Origin of the sequence: Niallia taxi (assembly GCF_032818155.1) — a bacterium.
Taxonomy (GTDB): domain Bacteria; phylum Bacillota; class Bacilli; order Bacillales; family Cytobacillaceae; genus Niallia; species Niallia taxi_A.
Genome location: NZ_CP102589.1, coordinates 3,167,238 through 3,186,497, shown reverse-complemented (window position 1 = coordinate 3,186,497; position 19,260 = coordinate 3,167,238). Strand labels below are relative to the sequence as shown.

16 protein-coding genes are annotated in these 19,260 nt (G+C 38.1%); 10 read left to right on the top strand and 6 right to left on the bottom strand.

The window, feature by feature from the left end:
* The first annotated feature begins 19 nt into the window (after positions 1-19).
* The gene (locus NQZ71_RS16045) at positions 20-3,013 is read left to right on the top strand and encodes an SH3 domain-containing protein (protein ID WP_317010975.1); all 2,994 of its coding nucleotides are present in this window, start codon (positions 20-22) and stop codon (positions 3,011-3,013) included.
* Positions 3,014-3,046: 33 nt separating this feature from the next.
* On the opposite strand, the gene NQZ71_RS16040 is transcribed toward NQZ71_RS16045, so the two are convergent.
* A complete protein-coding gene (locus NQZ71_RS16040) occupies positions 3,047-4,168 on the bottom strand; it encodes an NAD(P)/FAD-dependent oxidoreductase (protein ID WP_317010974.1) in 1,122 nt (373 codons plus the stop codon).
* A 440-nt stretch (positions 4,169-4,608) separates the two neighbouring features.
* On the opposite strand from NQZ71_RS16040, the gene NQZ71_RS16035 reads away from it, so the two are divergent.
* From NQZ71_RS16035 to NQZ71_RS16020, 4 genes are all read left to right on the top strand, one after another.
* Positions 4,609-5,925 (top strand): coiled-coil domain-containing protein, encoded by a 1,317-nt coding sequence (locus NQZ71_RS16035; RefSeq protein ID WP_275004722.1) that lies wholly within the window; start codon positions 4,609-4,611, stop codon positions 5,923-5,925.
* A gap of 350 nt (positions 5,926-6,275) precedes the next feature.
* Positions 6,276-7,241: a metal ABC transporter substrate-binding protein gene (locus NQZ71_RS16030; RefSeq protein ID WP_317010973.1), complete on the top strand. Its 966-nt coding sequence runs from the start codon at positions 6,276-6,278 to the stop codon at positions 7,239-7,241.
* A gap of 116 nt (positions 7,242-7,357) precedes the next feature.
* On the top strand, positions 7,358-8,065 hold the full coding sequence (locus NQZ71_RS16025) for a metal ABC transporter ATP-binding protein (protein WP_275004726.1): 708 nt from the start codon (positions 7,358-7,360) through the stop codon (positions 8,063-8,065).
* Positions 8,011-8,862 carry a metal ABC transporter permease gene (locus NQZ71_RS16020; RefSeq protein ID WP_144452255.1) on the top strand — a complete coding sequence of 284 codons (852 nt, stop codon included), beginning with the start codon at positions 8,011-8,013 and terminating at the stop codon, positions 8,860-8,862. The genes NQZ71_RS16025 and NQZ71_RS16020 overlap by 55 nt, the downstream gene beginning before the upstream one ends.
* A gap of 43 nt (positions 8,863-8,905) precedes the next feature.
* On the opposite strand, the gene NQZ71_RS16015 is transcribed toward NQZ71_RS16020, so the two are convergent.
* The 5 genes from NQZ71_RS16015 to NQZ71_RS15995 form a co-directional block, all read right to left on the bottom strand.
* Positions 8,906-9,865, bottom strand: a complete 960-nt coding sequence (locus NQZ71_RS16015; protein ID WP_317010972.1) for a D-2-hydroxyacid dehydrogenase — start codon at positions 9,863-9,865, stop codon at positions 8,906-8,908.
* A 116-nt stretch (positions 9,866-9,981) separates the two neighbouring features.
* Positions 9,982-10,785 carry a phosphonate ABC transporter, permease protein PhnE gene (phnE, locus tag NQZ71_RS16010; protein ID WP_144452257.1) on the bottom strand — a complete coding sequence of 268 codons (804 nt, stop codon included), beginning with the start codon at positions 10,783-10,785 and terminating at the stop codon, positions 9,982-9,984.
* The gene (phnE, locus tag NQZ71_RS16005) at positions 10,782-11,579 is read right to left on the bottom strand and encodes a phosphonate ABC transporter, permease protein PhnE (protein WP_127736666.1); all 798 of its coding nucleotides are present in this window, start codon (positions 11,577-11,579) and stop codon (positions 10,782-10,784) included. The genes phnE (NQZ71_RS16010) and phnE (NQZ71_RS16005) overlap by 4 nt, the downstream gene beginning before the upstream one ends.
* Before the next feature lie 17 nt (positions 11,580-11,596).
* Positions 11,597-12,367 carry a phosphonate ABC transporter ATP-binding protein gene (gene phnC, locus NQZ71_RS16000; RefSeq protein ID WP_144452258.1) on the bottom strand — a complete coding sequence of 257 codons (771 nt, stop codon included), beginning with the start codon at positions 12,365-12,367 and terminating at the stop codon, positions 11,597-11,599.
* Positions 12,368-12,606: 239 nt separating this feature from the next.
* Positions 12,607-13,536: a phosphate/phosphite/phosphonate ABC transporter substrate-binding protein gene (locus NQZ71_RS15995; protein WP_144452259.1), complete on the bottom strand. Its 930-nt coding sequence runs from the start codon at positions 13,534-13,536 to the stop codon at positions 12,607-12,609.
* Between the two features lie 336 nt (positions 13,537-13,872).
* Between NQZ71_RS15995 and NQZ71_RS15990 the strand changes: the two genes are divergently transcribed.
* The 5 genes from NQZ71_RS15990 (at position 13,873) to NQZ71_RS15970 (ending at position 19,252) form a co-directional block, all read left to right on the top strand.
* Positions 13,873-15,429, top strand: coding sequence for a bifunctional metallophosphatase/5'-nucleotidase (locus tag NQZ71_RS15990; RefSeq protein ID WP_317010971.1), 1,557 nt, complete (start codon positions 13,873-13,875; stop codon positions 15,427-15,429).
* A 170-nt stretch (positions 15,430-15,599) separates the two neighbouring features.
* Positions 15,600-16,316, top strand: a complete 717-nt coding sequence (locus NQZ71_RS15985; protein WP_144452261.1) for a gamma-glutamyl-gamma-aminobutyrate hydrolase family protein — start codon at positions 15,600-15,602, stop codon at positions 16,314-16,316.
* Between the two features lie 221 nt (positions 16,317-16,537).
* The gene (locus NQZ71_RS15980; protein WP_317010970.1) at positions 16,538-18,469 is read left to right on the top strand and encodes a BglG family transcription antiterminator; all 1,932 of its coding nucleotides are present in this window, start codon (positions 16,538-16,540) and stop codon (positions 18,467-18,469) included.
* 26 nt (positions 18,470-18,495) lie between these two features.
* Positions 18,496-18,840 carry a PTS sugar transporter subunit IIB gene (locus NQZ71_RS15975; protein WP_317010969.1) on the top strand — a complete coding sequence of 115 codons (345 nt, stop codon included), beginning with the start codon at positions 18,496-18,498 and terminating at the stop codon, positions 18,838-18,840.
* Between the two features lie 145 nt (positions 18,841-18,985).
* On the top strand, positions 18,986-19,252 hold the full coding sequence (locus NQZ71_RS15970; protein ID WP_127735148.1) for a phosphocarrier protein HPr: 267 nt from the start codon (positions 18,986-18,988) through the stop codon (positions 19,250-19,252).
* Positions 19,253-19,260 lie beyond the last annotated feature (8 nt).

The following is a 19,260-nucleotide window of genomic DNA, read 5'->3' as shown; positions in this document are numbered from 1 at the left end:
TAAAAAGGAGGTCGTAGGAATGAAAAAAGTCATTGTTCCTGGAGTATTTTTCGCAGCGTTATCAGCACCTGTTCTTATTCAAGAAGCTCAGGCAGCTTCTAATGCTGCTGTTGTGAAATATGTCAATGTTGAAAGTAACTCCTCTCTTAATGTGAGAAAAAGCGCATCATCAAAAGCTGGAGTTGTCACCACCTTAAAAAAAGGAAAAGAAGTGACTGTTTTGTCTGAAAGCAACGGCTGGGCAAAGATAACAGTCGATGGAAAAACTGGTTATGTCAGCTCAGATTATCTTACAGAAAAAACAAGTACATACGTTAAATATGTTTCTATTGATAGCAATTCAACTTTAAATGTGAGAACATCTCCAAATACTTCCTCTTCAGTTGTGACAAAGATAGCTGCGAACACAAAAGTAGAGGTATTATCTGATTCAAACGGCTGGTCTAAAATAAAGGTGAACGGAAAACAAGGATATGTAGCTTCTAAATATTTATCTGATACCGTGTCAACAGTGAAGGAAAGCACGCCAAAGGCAGACACTACACCAAAGGTGAGCACGAAAGAAACAAAAACAGAGACAATGTATGTCAATGTTGACCAAGGATCAAGCCTTAATATGCGTAATAAACCATCAAACAGCGGCTCTGTTATCGTGAAGCTTGCAAAAGGTGTTGAGGTAACAGCATACAGTGATTCAAATGGCTGGACGAAGGTAAAGGTATATGGAAAAGAAGGCTATGTAGCGACAAAATACTTATCAAAAACAAAATCCGCCACTTCTGTTACAGATAAAACAAACACGAACAGCAGTTCAGGCACTGTGGCGAAAACAACAACCAAATATGTAAATGTTGATAAAAACTCAACATTGAATATGAGGTCTAGTGCAAGCACAAGCGGCAGTGTTGTCACAAAGCTGTCAAGCGGAACAAAGGTAACGGTAACATCTGAATCCAAAGGCTGGGCAAAAATTACAGTAAGCGGTAAAACAGGCTATGTAAGTACAAGCTATTTAACAACAACTGCTCCAAACACACAAAGCGGCAGTACTGATGCACCGAAGGACCCGGTAAAAGAAACACCAACAGTAACAAAATATGTAAATGTTGATAAAAACTCGACATTAAATATGAGGTCTAGTGCAAGCACAAGCGGCAGTGTTGTCACAAAGCTGTCAAGCGGAACAAAGGTAACGGTAACATCTGAATCCAAAGGCTGGGCAAAAATTACAGTAAGCGGTAAAACAGGCTATGTAAGTACAAGCTATTTAACAACAACTGCTCCAAACACACAAAACGGCAGTACTGATGCACCGAAGGACCCGGTAAAAGAAACACCAACAGTAACGAAATATGTAAATGTGGATAAAAACTCAACATTGAATATGAGGTCTAGTGCAAGCACAAGCGGCAGTGTTGTTACAAAGCTGTCAAGCGGAACAAAGGTGACGGTAACATCTGAATCCAAAGGCTGGGCAAAAATTACAGTAAGCGGTAAAACAGGCTATGTAAGTACAAGCTATTTAACAACAACTGCTCCAAACACACAAAACGGTAGTACTGATGCACCGAAGGACCCGGTAAAAGAAACACCAACAGTAACGAAATATGTAAATGTGGATAAAAACTCAACATTGAATATGAGAGCAAGTGCAAGCACAAGCGGCAGTGTTGTCACAAAGCTTTCTAGAGGTACTGCAGTTACTGTGATTTCTGAATCCAATGGCTGGACAAAAATTACGGCAAGCGGTAAGACAGGCTATGTGAGCAGCAGTTATTTAACTTCTAGCAGCTTGGATGACAGCAAAAATACTGATTCTAATGAAAATGCGAATCCAGGTGAAGACACTGCTGGCAGCACAGAGGGAACGCTGAAATATGTAAATGTAGATCAAGGCTCAAGCTTGAATATGCGCAAATCACCATCTTCTTCAGCTGGAATTGTTGCAAAATTGGCAGCTGGAACAGCGGTAACTGTTTATTCAGAAGAAAATGGCTGGGCGAAGGTTACTGCGAATGGGCAGGACGGCTATGTCAGCAGTGCTTATTTGACTACTAAACAAGCAGAAACGCCAGGTGTCAGCAAAGGGGAAACAGTTAAAACATATGTCAATTACGATATGACATTAGATGAAATGGCTTCTATTCAAATGGGTGCAAACCCACAAACAGACAAGGCTTATGATGTTTATATAAGAGAGGATGCAGTAGCATTTAAATCTTCCGACAAAACAAAAGGAACAATAATAGGCAGTGGGTGGAGATTAAGAGGCGGTGCAGGTACTGAATACAGTGTCGTTAATTCTGTTCAAAATGGTCAGGTGCTGACGATAACTTCAAAAGTGAAGGGCTCTGACGGCTACTACTGGTATAAAGTAAATAGCACACAATCTTGGGTTAATGCAAGCAAGGAAGATACCACTTACTATTTAAATCCGGATAATTTTATAAACACTACTGTACAGTCTATGCAGTTTTTAAAGCTGTCAGCAAAAGCAGATATTAATGATAGCGAAGTAAATGAACGCATATTAGCAGGTAAAGGCATACTTTCTGGTAAAGCTTCATCCTTTATTACGGCAGCAAATGCGTATGGCATTAATGAGGTTTATTTGATTTCCCATGCATTACTTGAAACTGGTAATGGCACATCAACGTTAGCGAAAGGTGTAACTTTAAATGGCAAAACAGTCTATAATATGTATGGAATTGGGGCATATGATGGCAGTGCTATTTCCAGTGGAGCACAGTACGCCTATAATGCAGGCTGGTTTACTCCAGAAGCTGCAATCATTGGCGGTGCAAAGTTTATTGCACAAGGTTATATTAACGCTGGACAAGATACCCTTTATAAAATGAGATGGAATCCAGGGGCTGCAGAAAGCACAGGTAAAGCAACGCATCAATATGCGACAGATATCGGCTGGGCGTCCAAACAGGTGACTCAAATTTATAATCTGTACAGCCTATTAGACTCTTATATACTTAAACTAGAAATTCCTAAATATAAATAAAAAAATGCTGATCCATGCGGATCAGCGTTTTTTTTATTTACTGGAGATAAAATCGTCAAGGGCGTAATCGGCCATTTGTATGTCAGGTTCATTGTCTAAAGCGAGTTTGGCAAGCTGTTGACCGAGAAAAGGACCCATTGTTAAACCAGAGGCGCCAAGGCCGTTTGCGAAAATAATGTTTTTATGTCCCGGTACTCTTCCGAATATAGGAAGGAAATCTGCAGTGAATGGTCGAAAGCCGACTTTTGCTTCAAGAAATGTGCTGTTATGCAAACCTGGGGCGAATTTGAGTGCTTTATCCATAATTTCTTTCATGCCAGCCATTGTCAGTCTATAGTCAAGCTCTTCATCATTTTCATGGGTAGCTCCAATTACAATTCTATTTCCGGTTAAAGAAAGAATGTATTGGTCATGTGGCGGCATGACAACCGGCCATTGGTCACTGTTTGTGCCTGGCATTTGCAGATGAATAATCTGTCCTTTTTGAAAGCTTAAATCAATAGTCATCTGAAGTGGACAAAGCAATTCGTTCGCCCAGACACCAGCAGTAATAATGACCTCATCTGCATGGATTTTTTGGTGCTTTGTTTCAACGCCGATAACAGAGCTGTTCTCAAGCAGTAGACTGCAATCTTCTTGGAGAACTACTGCACCAAGCTTTTTGGCAGCAGAAAGGAGCGAATTTCGCAAAGCCCAGCCATCTACCCTAGCAGCACCGCTAACGTGAACAGATTGGTATCCATCTGCAAGTGGTGGAAACAAGGTCTTTGAATCATGCTCTGAAAGAATGGTGACATCCCCAATCTCAGGTGCCTCATCCTTGCGCTTCAAAGTTCTTTTTACCATAGCTTCTAACTTCTCTGGATTATCATGAGGATTTATCGCGCCGACTTTATCATAGCCTGTGTCAATTTCCCCTAAGTCCTTAAGCTCTGTAATCAAGCTTGGATAATGTTTTGCACCTTCCATTGCAAGCTTGTACCAGCGCTTGTTTCTGCGTTGAGAAGTCCACGGACAAATTATACCCGCTGCAGCTTTAGTAGCTTGACCAAGATCCTCTCTATCTACAATCGTGACACGAGCTCCGTTTTTTGCAAGCTCAAAACCGATAGACGCACCAATTATACCAGCGCCTATAATACTTATGTTCTTCATGATTTTCCCTGCCCTTTATACTAATTAAGATGCCTATTAACAGCTGTGTGTATTACAATTATGTGACATAATCCTATATAGCTTGCATACTGTCTATTAAAAAGCTTACTCTTATTGTATGCTTTTGCTAGGATTGAATTCAATCAAGGATAAATTGCAAATGACAAGAAATTAGAGAATATGTCAAAATTTCATCAATATTGCTAGTTTAGAATAAAATTGAAACATAACTGTAACATTCCTATTACTTAAATGACAAAATGTGATGCTATACTACTAATTGTTGACGAAAGTTAACAAGTTTCGTCGAAGGCCAAAACATTGGCTGATAACAATTCATGTATTCTGGTATAATGTTGGGGAAATCCCCAAAACTAACTACATAAATTAATAGACATATAAATAGAACGTACATTAGAAAATTGCAGGGGGAAAATGAAATGTTAAAAAAGAAATTAGTTATTTTAAACACAACACTATTGCTTGGACTTGGCAGCTTTAGCATCCCAGCAATCAATGCAAATGCTGAAACGTCTGCTTCTATTTCAAGCCAGCGTACTGATATACAAGATAAAATTTCAGATGCTGAATATAAAATAATTGAAGCTCAAGAAAAACTTGCTGACCTAAACACACAAATCAACCGTGTTGATAAAGCAGTAGAAGAAAATAAAAAGCAAATTAAACAAACAGAAGAAGACATCAAAACTACTAAAGAAGAAATTGCTTCTTTGAAAAAAGAAATTAAAGATTTGCAAGATAGAATTGAACAACGTAATGAAATTTTAAAAGAACGTGCACGCACATTCCAAGAGAATGGTGGAAGCGTTGATTATATTGATGTATTACTAGGAGCTGCAAGCTTTAAGGAGTTTGTTGACCGTGTAGGAGCTGTTGCTACAATCATGGAAGCGGACAAGGATTTGATTGAAAGCAACGAAGCAGATAAAAAAGACTTAGAGACTAAGCAAACTTCAGTAGAAGACAATCTTTCTAGCTTAACAGACATGCAATTGGATTTGAAAGAAATGCAAAAGCAAAATCTTGACAAACAAGCTGAAAATGAAAAAGCAAAAACAGACTTAGTAGAAAAACAACAAGAGAATGAAGCAGCAAAAGCAAAGCTTGAAAAAGAAGACAGTTCACTAGCTGCTAAAGAAGAAGAAATTAAGAAACAGATTAAAGAGAAAAAAGAAGAAGATTTAAACAACTTGATCAGCACAACTACTCAAGCAACTTCTAACTCAAACTCTGAATCTGCTACTACAAATGATTCTAGTAAAAAATCAAGCTCAAGTTCTAGCTCAAGTTCATCTGTAAAGAAAAGCACTTCTGCTGTTAAATCGAGCAGCTCAAGTGAACAAAAAGCTACAGGTGGAAAATCTGCTGCAATCACAGCTGGTTATAAATATATCGGGAATTCAACATATAAATTCGGAGGCGGAAGAACTGCTTCTGATGTAGCAAACGGATTGTTTGACTGCTCTGGTTTCGTAAGCTGGGCTTATTCTCAAGCTGGATACAGCATTCCAGCAAGTACAGATGGATTGAAAAATTACGGTAAACAAGTTTCCTTCAGCAATATTCAACCTGGAGATCTAGTATTCTTTGATACTTACAAAAAAGACGGTCATGTTGGAATTTACGTTGGTGGCGGAAAATTCATCGGTTCTCAAAGCTCAACAGGTGTTGCTGTTGTATCAATGACAAGCGGCTACTGGAAAGGTGTATTTAACGGAAGAGTAGTTCGTCTGTAATAGGAATGGCATGTTAAAAGCATTATTCAAGTGAGAAGTGTCACTTGGGTAATGCTTTTTATTCTTATTATATTTATACCCAAAATAAAAAAAGATATACATGCTGTTTAAATTTTTTTTATTCTGGAAATGATGATAGAAGACCTGTTCCAACATAAATTAACGGTAAGATTACTGAAAAACTATTGATTTATTGTCTCAAATAGTTTAAAATCAATAATCGTAATCGTTCTGATTTGAAAATAATTATATATTGATAAAAATCATAAATTCATTGTTTTCTATAAATCGTAATCAATACGAAATAAAGGGATAAATGAAAGCTAGATTTAGAGAAGGAGCAGATATTAATGAAGAAGCGATATAGTTTGCTGTTAGTTTCTATGATTGTCCTTATTTTAGCGGCATGCAGCAATGAGACGAGTGAAAAAGAAAAAGAAGATGATGGCAAGCTGAAGATTATGACTACCTTTTACCCAATGTATGAGTTCACAAAGAACATTGCTGGTGATAAGGCTGATGTGGAGCTTTTAATACCATCAACTATTGAACCACATGATTGGGAGCCAACACCTAAGGATATCGGCAATATTCAAAAAGCAGATTTATTTGTTTACAACAGTGATGATATGGAAACATGGGTTTCTGATATAACGGCAAGCATTGACAGTAGCGATGTTTCTGTAGTGGAGGCAAGTAAAGGTATTAAGCTAATAGAAGAAGACGAAGAAGCGGAAGAGTCAGAAGAAGAGCATGAGCATGAACATGAACATGAGCACGAGCACAGCCATCAAGCAGATCCTCATGTTTGGTTAAGTCCAGTGCTAGCACAGCAGGAAGTGCAAACAATCACAGATGCACTTGTAAAGGTAGACCCAGACAATAAAGCATATTATGAAACAGAAAGCAGCAAGTATATTGAAAAATTAAAAGCACTTGATGAAGAATATAAAACAGAGCTAAAAGGAATTACATCCAATGAATTTATTACACAGCATACAGCATTTTCTTATTTAGCAAAGGAATATGGGCTTGTGCAAGTGCCGATAGCAGGTATATCACCTGATGAAGAGCCAAGTGCCGCTAAATTGGCAGAGCTGAAAAAGTTCGCGGAAGAACATAAAATTAATGTGATTTATTTTGAAGAGCTTACCTCAAGTGAAGTGGCTGAAACACTCGCAAATGAGCTTGGTGCAGACACAGAGGTATTAAATGCATTAGAAGGCCTAAGTGATGAACAGCAAAAAGCTGGTGAAGATTATATTACAGTTATGGAAGAAAATTTGAAACAGCTTAAAAAATCCTTTTTTGAATAAGGATATGCTATAATCATAAAAGCGTATGTGAAGGATTTGCTCACATACGCTTTCTATGTGGAGTAAGCGAGAGTTCTTATATATAGATACTTAAAAATGAAAGGGGAGAGTAGTAAATGATACTTGCGTCTATAAGAAATTTGACATTCGGATATGAGCATTTGCCTTCATTAGAGGATGTTTCCTTCGATTTGGAAAGTGGCGAGTTTGTCGGAATAACAGGTCCGAACGGTGCAAGCAAATCGACGCTTCTTAAGCTGATACTTGGTTTGTTAAAACCTTGGTCCGGAAACGTAGTGTTAAGCAAGCAGAACAGCCAAGGAAGGAAGATGACAGTCGGTTATGTTCCGCAACAAATTTCGTCCTTTAATGTTGGTTTCCCAAGCACTGTATTAGAGCTTGTGCGTTCAGGCAGATATCAAAAGAAGAAATGGTATAAGCGGTTGGAAGAGCATGATCATAAAGCTGTCCAAGTCGCATTAGAAATGGTTGGAATGTGGGAATTCCGTAAGAAAAAAGTAGGGGATTTATCTGGTGGGCAAAAGCAAAAAATTATTATTGCCAGAGTTCTCGCATCAGAGCCGGATTTGTTGGTTATGGATGAGCCGACAACAGGCATGGATGCGGAAAGCCGCAAGGGTTTTTATGAGTTTATGAGGCATCAAGTTAATTCCCATAACAGAACGGTTGTCATGGTAACACATGACCAAGATGAAGTAGAAAGCTACTTAGACAAAATTATTCATATAGAGAAGGGAGAGAAGGGTGGATGGAGATGTTTGACCTTGAATTCATGCAAAGAGCATTTTGGGCAGGCGGATTAATTGCCATCATTGCACCGATAATTGGTGTATTCCTTGTTTTGCGCAGACAAGCCCTAATGGCAGACACTCTGTCCCATATCTCTTTGGCTGGTGTCGCTATCGGTTATTTCTTCCATACTAACTTAACATTTTCGAGTATGCTTGTTGTTATGATTGGGGCACTTGGAATTGAATATATGCGCCGTGCCTATCATTCCTATTCAGAGGTTTCCATTGCTATTTTAATGGCGGCAGGATTATCTTTTGCGCTATTTTTAATGAGTGTTTCAAGCGGTGGAATGTCAACAAGTATGGATCAATATTTGTTCGGAAGCATCATTACAATTAGCCAGCAGCAAGTGATTGTTTTGGCTGTAGTTACTGTCATTATATTGTTATTCTTCCTTATCTTTAAAAGATCTATGTATTTAATGACATTTGATCAGGATACAGCGACAGCGAGTGGTGTGAATACGAATCTGTTATCCATAGCATTCAGCCTTTTGACAGGTATCGCTATATCAGTAATTATTCCCACAATCGGTGTATTATTAGTTTCCGCATTATTGGTTCTCCCAGCTGCATTTGCGATTAAGCTTGCAAAGGGATTCAAGATGGTCTTTATTGTTGCCATTCTGATCGCTGTTTTCAGTATCTTTACAGGACTGTTTTCTTCTTACCAATTAGGAACACCGCCGGGTGCGACAATCACATTGCTGCTTGTTATCCTATTGGCAATCGGATTCCTTATTCAGAAGATTACACTGCACTTCATGAGATACCATAAACAAAAAGAATATCGTAGAAACCTTGGCTGATAAGAAAAGGAGCTTTCTGTACAGAAAGCTCCTTTTCCTATGCTTAATATCCTTTATGATAATCTACTAGGTTAATATCTAATTTTTGTCCTTCTATAAACTTTTTGAAATTTGGTAGGAAGATTTCCTCCACTACTCGTTTGTCATAATGCTCTGTTGATCCAGAAGTATGTGGTGTTATGATACAATTGTCCATTTCCCATAAAGGGCTCGATTCGTCCAACGGCTCCTTTTCAAATACATCCAAGCCAGCACCTAATATTTCTCCTGCAGAAAGGGCAGCTACTAGATCAGATTCTTTAATGATTTCGCCTCTTCCAATATTAATTAGGAAGGCGCTATCTTTCATTTTCTGGAACTGCTCGCGCTTAAATAGCTGATTAGTTTCCTCTGTAAGGGGAAGGGTGATAACAACATAGTCACATTCAGGAAGAATGTCATCAAGCTTATCCGTAGTATACATTTCATCTACATGGTCTTCTGGCTTGCCAGAGTGACGGATGCCGATTACCTTCATTCCAAACGCTTTTGCAATCTTTGCTGTTTCTTTTCCGATTGCGCCGACGCCAATAACACCGACTGTTTTACCGTGCATTTCGAGTTTGATGTCTTCGCCGTCCCATTTTTTCTTTGCTTGATTTTTAATATATGTATGAATATTACGGGTTAGTGATAGCATGAGCGCGAAAATAGTTTCAGAAATGGGATAGCTATGAACCCCGTTTGCACTAGTTACACGGACATTACTATTTGCTAATTCCTTTAAAGGAAGTGTGTTAACACCTGCACTCCATGTTTGAATCCACTTCAAGCTGTTAAGAGAATCTAAGCTATCGTCAAAAAACTTTCTCCAGCCAAGAATTACATCTGTGTCCTTAGCGTGATGCTCCCATTGCTCTGCTTCATCTGTGATGACAACATCCCAGTCTTGGGCAATTTCTTGAATTTGTTCTAACAAGTGATCCTCTAATGGACGGGTGATAAGCAATTTGCTTTTCTTCATCTAGTAACACTCCTTTAATTAGTGATATAAATATTCTAACAATATACTGAAAATTTAGCATGATTGAAGATTGAAAGAAAAACCAGCAGAACCTTTATGGACTGCTGGTTGATAGGTTAAATGATTCTTCTGCGTAAAAAACCAGAAATAGCATCAATAATAGTAACCATCACAATAATTCCAAGCAATATAATACCGACCCTGTCCCAATCCCTTGAGCTTAAGGCGAAAATTAACGGAGTTCCAATACCACCTGCCCCAATAACACCTAGTATGGCAGCAGCACGGATATTAATTTCAAAACGATATAGCGTATATGACAGGAATCCTGGCAATACTTGAGGTAATACAGCGAACCACAATACTTGGAGACGGTTGGCGCCAGTTGCAGTTAAAGCCTCAGTTGGTCCCATATCTAAGCTTTCGATTTCCTCTGAAAACAGCTTTCCAAGCATTCCAATCGAGTGAAGTCCTAGTGCAAGTACACCGGCAAAGGAGCCAGGTCCAACTGCCTTAATAAAGAGGATAGCCATGACGATCTCAGGAAATGTGCGAATAAAGCTTAACATAAACTTTCCTGTAGATGTAATTGTCTTGCCTTTACTCATATTATTTGCAGCCCAAAAGGCGAAGGGAATACAGAGAATACCAGAGATGAATGTTCCAAGAATTGCAATTGCCAATGTATCCAGAAGTCCGCGTAATAAATCCTCGCCGTCTGGCAAATAAACATAGTCCCAATCAGGATGGAATATGCCTGAGAATATTGCTTTGGAAATTTGTCCTGCAGTTTCTTTAATATCATTTATAGGCATACCGGAAAAAGCCCAAATATACAGCAGTGCCAGCAAAACAACAATGATTGTTCTAAACGCAAATTTTTTCTTCGGTTTATTTACTTTCGTTGATAATTGGCTCATAATAATTTCTCCCGTAATTTCGTGCTAATATAATCAATCACTAATACAACAGCCAATGTCAGAATGATGATAGAAGCAGTCTTATCGTATTCAAGGAATCCGAGCGTTTTATCATAATATTCCCCGATTCCCCCAGCTCCGACCAATCCAAGAATGGCTGCAGCCCGGACATTTACCTCAAATGTATATAATACATAGGAAGTAAAATGAGCAGTAACTTGAGGAATAACCCCAAAGAACACCCATTGCACTTTGTTGGCACCAACTGCTGTCATTGCTTCAAGGGGCCCTGGATCAATGGATTCAATTGCTTCATACAGCAGCTTTGCAACTAAACCAATTGAGAAAATGGATAGTGCAATAATCCCAGGAAGGGAACCAAGACCGAAAATAGCAACAAATATACTTGCAAGAAGCAAGTCAGGAATTGTCCGGATTAAGTTAAGGATAAACCGGAACGGATAAACAATCCACGGTGTGCGAATAATATTGCTTGCACACAGCAATGCGAGTGGAACAGCAATTATCGCCCCAAATGTAGTGCCAATAACAGCCATACGGATCGTTTCAAGCAGTGGTTCTAAAATAACTTCAAAGTAATGCCAGTTTGGCGGCCACATTTGCACAAGTAAATCAAACATATTCGGGAATCCAATTGTTAAGTCAGCAATAGAGGATTCTGTTTTAAAGGAGCTCCACCACAGCAAAGCCACTACTAAAAGAATAGTGAAAATCATTTTTGTTTTGGCAGGCGGTTTAGGTGCATTCCTTACGTTTATTTTCGGATCATTAATATTCGGTTCATTTATGCTCATACTGGCTCACCTAATAGCTCGTCTTTTTTAATTGGTCTGCCGTAAATTTCCGCAAACACTTCGTCTGTTGCCGCTTCTACAGGTCCATCAAAGACTACTTCACCTGCTCTCAACCCAATAATTCTGGTAGCATATTCACGAGCAAGATCAATGAAGTGAAGGTTGACGACCGTAGTGATGCCATCTTCTTCATTAATACGCTTTAAGTCATCCATAACCTGCTTTGTAGTTAATGGATCGAGGGAAGCGACAGGCTCATCTGCTAAAATAACTTGGGCTTCTTGTGCCAATGCACGAGCGATTGATACACGCTGCTGCTGACCACCTGAAAGCTCGTCCGCACGAGAATAGGCCTTTTCTAAAATATTCACCCTGTTTAAGGCAGTTAAGGAAAGTTCCACATCTTCCTTAGGAAAGAGCCCAAGAATTGTCCGAAACGTATTGTGATAGCCAACACGACCAGATAATACATTTTTTATTACAGTAGAGCGTTTAACTAGATTAAAGCTTTGGAAGATCATGCCGATATCACGGCGGATTTTCCGAAGACCAGAGCCCTTTGCTGCTGTAATGGAATTACCGTCTATTAAAATCTCACCCTCTGAAATTTCATGGAGACGATTTATGGAACGGAGGAATGTTGATTTTCCGGCACCAGAAAGCCCTACAATTACAACGAATTCACCTTTGTCAATAGTGATGTTAATATTATTCAAACCCTTTGTGCCATTCGGATAAATTTTCGTAACATTTTTAAACTGTATCAATTGCCTACCAACTTTCTCTTAATTTTAGAAAAAGAACCTAAACAACAAGCTTCTTTTTTCTACTAAACAACTGAATCTAATAACTCTGTTGCTTAGTAGAGAAAATAAGTCCAACCACCTAGTATTTTTACTAGATGGTTGGGTGAATAGATTAATAGTAATCAAAAGAGCTGAACTACATTATGTAAAAAATACTTTTAACATTCAGAAATTCATCCACTTTTGTCATAATAAATATACTATTCAGTCTTCACTTTTTCTGCATATTCACGCACAACATCAAAGTTGCTGTCATCAGAAACAACATATCCTTCATGTGTGTAAATATCCCTTATAATTTCATGACCTTCATCGCTTTTGCCGATTGCAATGAATGCATCCTGCAATTTCTTTTTCCAATCGTCAGTCATGTCAGAGCGCACGGATACTGTATCGTTAGGAATTTCTTCTGTGAAGGATACGACTTTTGTATCTTCAAACACAGTAGGATAATCTGCTTTAACGATATTACGAGCATCTTGGAAAACAGCTGCAGCATCAACATCACCATTCAATAGAGAGATGATTGCTTGGTCATGGCCTTTTACTGTAGTACCTTGTACATCTTTAATCGGGTCAAGATCATTATCCATTAATGTAGCCGCAGGCCATACGTAACCAGCAGAAGAAGTAACATCTTGGAATGCAATTTTTTTGCCTTTAAGATCAGCAACTGAATCGATGCCAGAATCCTTTTTCACTACGAAAATAGATTTATAGAAATCTACTAATTCATCTTTCTCAGAACCATCATCATTAACACCTTTACGCTGTGCTTGAAGAATAACATCAGCAGCACCTTTTTCTTTCGCTAATACATAAGCTGTTGGTGGCAAGAAGCCAACATCAACTTGTTTAGAAGCCATTGCTTCAATGATTGTGTTGTAGTTAGTAGAAACACTTACTTTCACCGGAATGCCTAATTCATCAGATAATAACTCTTCAAGTGGTTTTGCTTTTGCTTCAAGTGTAGCAGCGCTTTGAGAAGGAACAAATTGAACGGTTAATTCTTTTGGTTCATATCCCTTTGATGCATCAGAGCTAGTTTCATCTGCTGATGATCCACAGCCAGCAAGAACACCTGCTGCTAACGACAAAGATAGACCGAATGTTGCAAGTTTTTTGAACATATTTTACCTCCGAAAGATGTTATGTGTTATTACATGTAAAAATATAGCATATAAAATTGTAAAATAGTGAAAATTTTGTATAAATAAATTATTATTTTTTTGTAAACATAATAAATTGAAAAATTCCGATAATTAGTATAAAACTAGTAGGGACGGCGTTTTTTAGATACCCGTGATTGGACAAATGTTTAATATTTTCCAGAAAAAATTATTGTAAAATATCTCACTAGTTTTTTAAGAGTTTCATTTTCTGAAAAAAAGAAAGAAAAAACGAAGCTCTTCTACTATAATAAAGCATGCAAGAGAGTACGAACAAAGGTATAGGAGTGGAGTAATTTGACAGATACAAATGTAACGATATTATTTACTAGCGATGTACATGGGAATATTTATCCTCTTCTTTATGGCAATAATCAGCCGGCAGATGTTGGTCTCGGAAAAGTGGCGACCATCTTGGCAGAAGAACGTTCAAAAAATGAGCATACAATTGTTATTGACAATGGGGATTTAATTCAAGGAACACCATTAACTTATCATTATGTTCAATCATTGGCAGACAAAAACAATCCGATGATTCAAATATTAAATAAGCTTCAGTATGATGGAGCGGTAATTGGAAATCATGAATTTAATTATGGACTTGATATTCTTCATAAAGCAGCTGATGAATCAGCGTTTCCATGGCTTTGTGCGAATATTGTAAAGGAAGATACAAATGAACCGTTTTTAGGTAAACCATACATAATCAAAAAAATTGGTGAAATTAAAATAGCAATCCTAGGTATTACAACACATTACATACCAAATTGGGAAAACCCAAGCAATATAAGTGGACTTGCCTTCTGCGATGCCCTTGAAGCGGCGAATTATTGGGTTGAAAGGATACAAGCAGAAGAACAGCCTCAATGTATTGTAGTTTCCTATCATGGTGGGTTTGAAAGAGATATTGACACAGGTGAGCCTACAGAAGCACTCACAGGAGAAAATCAAGGGTACAGCATGTGTGAACAAATAGACAACATGGACGTTCTCCTTACAGGACATCAGCACAGAACATTAATTGGAAATATAAATGGAGTAGAAATTATCCAAGCAAGCAACAACGGCCAGCTTGTCGGTAAAGTAACCTTAACATTTAATAATGGAGAATTAACAAGCAAAAAAGCGGAGCTTCTATCAACAGAAGGGGTAACAGCAGATGCAGATATTTTAAGTCTTGCTCTTGAATATGAACAGAGTACACAACATTGGCTCGACACACCTATTGGCTTTATTGATGGTGATATGACCGTATGTGATCCGATGGAAACACGCTTGTCCGACAGTCCGTTAATAGAATTTATTAATAAAGTTCAAATGCAGGCAGCAGGAGTGAAAATTGCCAATACGGCTTTGTTCAACAATGATTCACCTGGGTTTAAGCCGAATGTCACAATGAGAGATATTGTATCAAATTATATTTATCCGAATACGTTGAAGGTTCTCTCCATATCTGGAAAGGATATTAAGGATGCATTAGAGCAAAGTGCGAAATATTTTGAAGTCGATGAAAGCGGTAATCCAGCTGTGAATAAATCGTATCTATATCCAAAACCACAGCATTATAATTATGACATGTGGGAAGGAATCGACTATGTACTGGACATTTCTAAACCAGTTGGCAACAGAGTTGTAAAACTTCAATATGAAGGAAGAGATATGACAGCAGACGAACAGTTTGAAGTTGTTATGAACAACTATCGTGCTGGTGGTGGCGGTAATTACTTCATGTATCAAAATAAACCTGTACTGCGGGAAATCCAGTTTGATATGTCAGAGCTTATTGCTAATTATATTTTGGAAAGAAAAACAGTTACGGCGACGTGTGATCATAACTGGAAAGTCATCTGGTAAAAACAGGAGATCATTCCATAAATTAAAACACTTTAAAAGGAGCATTTACAAACGATGCTCCTTTATCTATGGTTAAAATGCCTTGTTAACTTTATTGACATTCCTTTTTCATTAATATAGTCTTAATATTAAAAAAATATTTTGTTTAAGTGGGGAAGGGATGAGGAGCATTGTCAACTAGACCTGTAATAGGGATAACAGGTGCATATGTATTTCATAATAAATTCATGGACGGTACATATGTTCATCACGATTATCAAAAGGCAATACATGCAAATGGAGGGCTTCCGGTAATTTTGCCTTATGTAAGCGAGGAGTTGGCAGAGGACATGGTGGACCATTGTGATGCGATTCTGTTAAGCGGCGGAGAGGATGTCGATCCCCAGTTTTATGGACAAGATCCACATCAAAAATTAGGCAGCACTATTCCACTTCGGGATACTGTAGAATTAGCTGTATTAAAGGTTGCCATGGAGAAACAAAAACCAATTTTAGCTATTTGCCGAGGTGTGCAAATATTGAATGTTGCTTTAGGCGGAACCTTGTTTCAAGATATTCCAAGCCAAGTTCGTGACAGTATTCAGCATACCCAAACAGTGGACAGAAGCAGAGATACCCATTGGGCGACAATTGATAAAAACAGCCGCCTTTATGAAATATTAGGTGTAGAGAAGGAAAGAGTCAACAGCCTTCATCATCAGGCAATTGACGGGCTGGCAGAGGAGCTGAATGCTGTTGCAAAAAGCTCTGACGGCATTATTGAAGCTGTTGAGCATAAAAGCTATCCAGCGTTTTTACTCGGAATTCAGTGGCATCCAGAGTCTATGGCTGCAACTTATGAAAGAATGAACGAGATTTTTGCTCAGTTTGTCGCAGCAGCAAAATAAACTGGATTTAAGTGATTAGGGCAGGTTAAGGGCCAGCCCTATTTTTTTATAAAGAGGAAGTAAATTTCTTGTTTTTATAGTGAACATATGCAAAAAGTGCTAGTATGTATAGTAGTAGGAATTTATGCTATTTTTTGTTTCAGGAAAGAACCTGATGTTTTTATATATTGAAAAGGTTGTAAACCCACAGCGATTGAAAAGAATAAACTGGGGTGAAAGAAATGTTAGAAAACCGCACAGGAAACTTATTAAAGCAGCTTATGGCTGCAGAAGACCTCATAACAAGTGAACAATTATCAAAAGTGCTTCATGTTACATCAAGAACTGTACGAAATGATATGAAGGAACTTGAGTCATTACTTGCTGTTAACGGAGCGAAAATTAAGTCTGTCAGAGGGCAGGGATACCAATTAATAATCGAAAGCGATCAGCTTTTTCGGAAATTTCTTAAGGACAGCTTCCAGGAAGGAAAAGACGAAATCATTCCGACACTTAAGGGTGGACGAGTCCATTACATCATTAATCGTCTTTTGCTTACAGATAAAAATTTAAAGCTGGAAGATTTAGCAGATGAACTGTTCATAAGCAAGTCAACCATTCAGAATGACTTAAAAGAAGTGAAGGTGCTTCTCAAAAGCTATGATTTAAAGGTTGAGAAGACAGGGAACTCAGGAATGAGGCTAAAAGGGGAGGAAGTGAACCTCCGTTTTTGTATGTCAGAGTATTTATTTAATAGGAAGCTCGATCATACGGAGCTTACCTATGATCCGGCAGCACTCTTGTTAAATGAAGAATTGACGGCAATTCGAACGATTATCCTTGAACAAATCAGGATCGCTGAGATTACATTGTCAGATATAAGCTTGAATAATCTCGTTGTTCATATTGTGATTGCTTGTAAGCGTATACGAGAAGGGAATTATATTTCTGCCATTCCAAAAGAGACAAATGAAATTACGGACGAAAAGGAATATGCAGTCTCCAAAAAAATTGTGGAAACAATTGAAAATACATTACATGTTGAATTCCCTGAAACAGAGGTTGCTTATATTGCCATCCATTTGCTTGGCACGAAGCTGATGAGTCACCATGCTTTGACAGATGGGGAAGTGCTTGATTTCATTGACGAACGAATTCTGAGCTTAACGGCAAATATTCTAGAAGAGGTTGAACATAAGATGAACCTCCAAATAGATCAGGATAAAGAACTTTTTACAGGCTTATCCTTGCATTTAAAGCCAGCCATTAACAGATTTCGCTATAAAATGAACTTAAGGAACCCATTGCTTGATGACATTAAATCAAACTACCCGATTCCGTTTGAAGCAGGTGTTGTTTCAGCTGGTGTTATTAAGAAGGAATTGGGGTATGACATTCATGAAAATGAAATTGCCTTCCTAGCGCTTCATTTCGGAGCGGCGATGGAAAGGAAAAAAGTCAGTAACAAGAAGAAGCGCTGTATGATTGTTTGTGCTTCAGGAGTTGGCAGCGCTAACCTTTTGTATTATAAATTAAAATCCCAATACAGCTCGGAATTAGAGATGATTGGAACGACAGAACTTTATAAAGTGAAGGAAATCAATTTTAGTGAAGTTGATCTTATCATAAGTACAATCCCGATTAAAGAAGACATCCCGGTTCCTGTCATTGAAGTTAATACAATTCTTGGTGACAGGGATTTTGCAAAAATTAATGGCGCCTTATATTCAAAAAAGGCTCAAACGAACGCTTACTCCTCTATCCGAGAAGAATTGGTTTTCTTACAAAAACCGTTTGACACGAAGGAGGAAATCTTTGCTTTTCTTGAAGCAGAGCTTTTGAGTCTTGACTTGATTAACAGTAGCTTCATGGATCATGTAAGAGAGCGGGAAAAGGTTTCACCAACATGCTTTGGAAATATGGTTGCCATTCCTCACCCCAACACACCACAGACAGACAAGACCTTCTGGGCATTTTGTACATTGCAAAAGCCGATTGACTGGGGAGGGAAAAATGTTCAATTTATCTGTCTGTTGAGTGTGCAAAAGAACAGTACGGGTGATTTTCAAGAATTGTATGACGTGCTTGGGGATGTTCTCGACAGCCCGACTATCATTCAGCATTTGTTAAAATGCAAGAGCTTTTCAGAATTCAAGTCAGTTTTTCCTTCATAAGAATGATGGCTAATGGGGAGGATATTATGAGAATACTTCTATGCTGTGCAGTCGGGATGTCTACAAGCCTGTTAGTGCGCAAAATGAAAAAATACGCTGAAAGCAATTCGATTAATTGTACAATTTGGGCCATACCCGCTGAAGCGATTCATCATCATATGGACAAGGCAGATGTCATATTACTTGGTCCGCAGGTTCGTTTTTTGCTGCGTGATGTAACAAATGCGGCAAGTAAAAAGGGAGTTCCTGTATCGATCATTAACACAGTGGATTATGGAACATTTAATGCAAAGGAAGTATTAGATCTTGCTCTGAAACTGGTTTCAGATAAAGACAAAAATGAGTTGACTTCTGACAAAAGGAAACAATAAAGAAGAAGTAAAAACCATGAATAGTTTTCAATCTTTATCAAAAGATAGAAGAAGAACGGAAAAGAAAAGAAAAAAAGTTAGTATTCACTATCAAAATCAGCTAAAATAGAAAGGTAACACATATTTTATTTGGAGGTATTTTACCATGAGCGAAAAAACTTTTACTATTATTGATGAAACTGGAATACATGCTAGACCGGCTACATTATTAGTAAGCACTGCAAGCAAATTCAAATCAGACATGCAAATTGCTTATAAAGGCAAATCTGTGAACTTGAAATCCATCATGGGCGTTATGTCACTTGGTGTACCAAAAGGTGGAGAAATCACTATTTCTGCAACTGGTGAAGACGAAACAGAAGCTGTTGACGGTTTAGAAGCAGTTCTTAAAAAAGAAGGCCTAGTAGGCTAATCGCACCA